This is a genomic window from Paracoccus panacisoli (assembly GCF_042435015.1).
GTDB classification, from domain to species: domain Bacteria; phylum Pseudomonadota; class Alphaproteobacteria; order Rhodobacterales; family Rhodobacteraceae; genus Paracoccus; species Paracoccus panacisoli.
Genome location: NZ_JBHMQU010000116.1, coordinates 1 through 2,593, shown reverse-complemented (window position 1 = coordinate 2,593; position 2,593 = coordinate 1). Strand labels below are relative to the sequence as shown.

Sequence of the window (2,593 nt, the reverse complement as noted above, 5' to 3'; positions counted from 1 at the left end):
CTGGGGCCGAAGGGGACGGATACGATTCGAGCCGTCACCGGGCTCGACGAGCCGCGCCAGGCAGAGATCAGGATGGCGCTGATGGGGGCCGAACCCAATGCGGTGCGCGGGGCGTGGCAACTCTCGGCGATGATCGGCCACCGCGAGCTGAGCGGAACGACGACGGCGCATTACGTCCATCTGTGTGACCTGGGGCTGGGACGGCTGATCCAGGGGGCACCCGAACTGCGGTCGGGCGCCGAGGCGGCGCGGATGCTCGGTCTTCGGTCGATGAGCCTCGGCGGCCTGCCAGAGGCCGACGGTACGCTGCGGCTCGAGGCTGCGCGTGAGGTGATCGTGGACCGCCTGCAGGTCGATCGGATCGCCGAGGGCGACGGGGTGACCGCACGGCCAGGGATGACACCCGGGATATCTGCGAAAGGCGTCGCAAGCCCCCTGCCCTCCCGAGCCCCGCTGACACCCGAATTGGTCCGGAAGATCCTTGTCTCCGCCGAAGCCGACATGCCGCCGGGCCGGATTGCCCTGGCGCATGATCGGACGGAGGCCGAGATCGCCGCAGTGATCGCCGCGGCGCGCGCGCGCATGGAGACGCTGACAGCCAAGCGCACCCCCCGGCTGCGGTCTCCTGTCTGTCTGGAACAGCTCATGCCCTTGGCCCGGTCCGAGGCGCGGCAGCGCCCATTTCTCGCGCGCGTGCTCTCGGCCTCATCGCTGCTGCTGCCGGTGTTCCGGCAGGACTGGGTCAAGCCGTTCTTCCACCAGTCAGATCGGCACCGTGCCCAGCTGGTGTTTGCGAGCCCGAGGCAGCTGTCAGTCTGGCTGGGACTGTTCCCGGATGCTCTGCCATCCGGCAGCTTCACGGTCGCCGTGACCGCACCCCAAGCCGGAATGGAGGCTGCCCTCGCAGCGTGGCGGAAGGAACTGGGGCCTCGGTGCATGATCGCACCTGAACCGACGGGGCGTTCGAGAAGTCGGTCCCGTCATGGCCGGGCGTTCCTGCGGATCGAGACGGGGAGTGCGGAAGGTGAGGCGCGCAGTTTCCAGACCCTCAGGCGGGCTGCGTTCTTCATCGCTGTTGCAGATGATCTACTCTGTCCGGGGTCTTCAAGATAGTTAGTGCTATCAACGAACTAGATCAGCCCTGATAGGCGCTCCCTCATGCGCCCGAACCCCTCAGTCAGTCGAACAGGTGGGGATCTCGGCCAACCCCAACTCTCGCCTGGCGTGCTGAAATGCGTAAATGCGTAAGAGCATAACGGCATATCCGCGTATCAGAGGATTTGCGTGGTGGCGTAGGAGCGTAGTTGCGAGTATACGAGCGTGCTTAAACAAGTAATTATGCGCTTACGTAAGATCGGGAGCAGACCCCATGAAGACAGTCGTTGTTGCCGCTCAGAAGGGAGGAGCAGGGAAGACAACCCTGACCCGCAACCTGGCCGTCGCAGCGTCCATGGAAGGGAAGCGGGTGCTTTGTCTGGACCTTGATCCCCAGGGTTCTCTCCGCGCCTGGTGGAACAGTCGAGAGGCTGACGCTCCTTCCATGCTGGACCGGGATCCGCAGCCGAAGGATCTTGCGGCCACGCTGAGGGCCGTCGGGAAGCAGTTCGATTTCTGTTTTGTCGATACGCCGCCGGCTGCGCCCGAGTGGCTCTCGGAGGCCCTGGCTGCTGCAGACCTGGTCCTGATCCCGGTCAGGCCATCGCCTGACGACCTGCGTGCCGTTGGTGCGACCATCGCTGCAGCGACCAAGGCGAAAGCCTCCTTTGCGTTTGCCCTGTCTCAGACCCCGCGGGCCAGGATCACCGAAGAAGCCGCGCGGGTTCTGGCGCAGCATGGGCGCGTCGCGCCGGTCAACATCGCTCAGCGCGTGAGCTACGCCGAAACCGGCGCCACAGGGCAGGGGGTCGCTGAAACCGCCGACGACAAGGCGGCTGCAGAGATCGCCGCTCTTTGGGACTATGTGAAAGGGATCGTGAATGGCTAAGAAGCCGATTGCCCTCGATGGACTTCTGAACACCAGCGCCGAACCGGTCGTGACCGGAATTCCCCAGCGTGGAGCGCTTCCGGCAGCAGATGCCAGGCCAGCTCCGAAGAAGCGTGCGGGGGAAAAGCGCCTGACCTTGGCACTGGATGGCGAGACCTATCGGCGTCTGCGCCTGCACGCCGCACAGACGGATCAGACGCACCAGGACATCCTTGAATACGCATTGATGCAATACCTTAACAGCACAAATGCGTAATCGCGCAACTGCGCTTGTACGTGTTTACGTAAAGCCTTGCGGTTCGCGCCTTGACTCGGCACTTGTCGTCGCACAGCATAAAAACTAGTTATCCAACCAGTTCACTGGAGGTTGCCGTGCGCGAGATAGGTGCCTTTGAGGCAAAAACTCACCTGTCCGAACTTCTCGCAGCCGCCGAAGCAGGTGAGTCGATCATCATCACACGGCGCGGAACGGCCGTGGCGCGCTTGGTCCCGGCGGGGCAGGGGGGTGATCGCGCCTCGGCCCTGGCCCGTGTCGCCACCCTGCGCCGCCGACTTGGCAGCATGGTGCCGCTGACGTCCGACGAAATCTTGTCGGCACGAGACGAGGGC

The 2,593-nt window shown here is 64.3% G+C and carries 3 protein-coding genes and 1 pseudogene; all 4 read left to right on the top strand.

Annotated features, from left to right (window positions below):
• Positions 1 to 1,113, top strand: a pseudogene (locus ACFHYO_RS16040) (hypothetical protein); the annotation flags it as partial.
• A gap of 256 nt (positions 1,114 to 1,369) precedes the next feature.
• Entirely contained in the window at positions 1,370 to 1,984 is a 615-nt protein-coding gene (locus ACFHYO_RS16035) for an AAA family ATPase (RefSeq protein WP_394321738.1), read from the top strand.
• Positions 1,977 to 2,240: a CopG family transcriptional regulator gene (locus tag ACFHYO_RS16030; RefSeq protein WP_394321736.1), complete on the top strand. Its 264-nt coding sequence runs from the start codon at positions 1,977 to 1,979 to the stop codon at positions 2,238 to 2,240. The genes ACFHYO_RS16035 and ACFHYO_RS16030 overlap by 8 nt, the downstream gene beginning before the upstream one ends.
• A 116-nt stretch (positions 2,241 to 2,356) precedes the next feature.
• Positions 2,357 to 2,593: type II toxin-antitoxin system Phd/YefM family antitoxin (locus ACFHYO_RS16025; RefSeq protein ID WP_394321734.1), on the top strand; the 237-nt coding region annotated here is incomplete at its 3' end.

Bases quoted from the DNA above. Each gene is read 5' to 3' on its own strand.
- ACFHYO_RS16035 (WP_394321738.1), top strand. From the start codon at position 1,370: ATGAAGACAGTCGTTGTTGCCGCTCAGAAGGGAGGAGCAGGGAAGACA.
- ACFHYO_RS16030 (WP_394321736.1), top strand. From the start codon at position 1,977: ATGGCTAAGAAGCCGATTGCCCTCGATGGACTTCTGAACACCAGCGCC.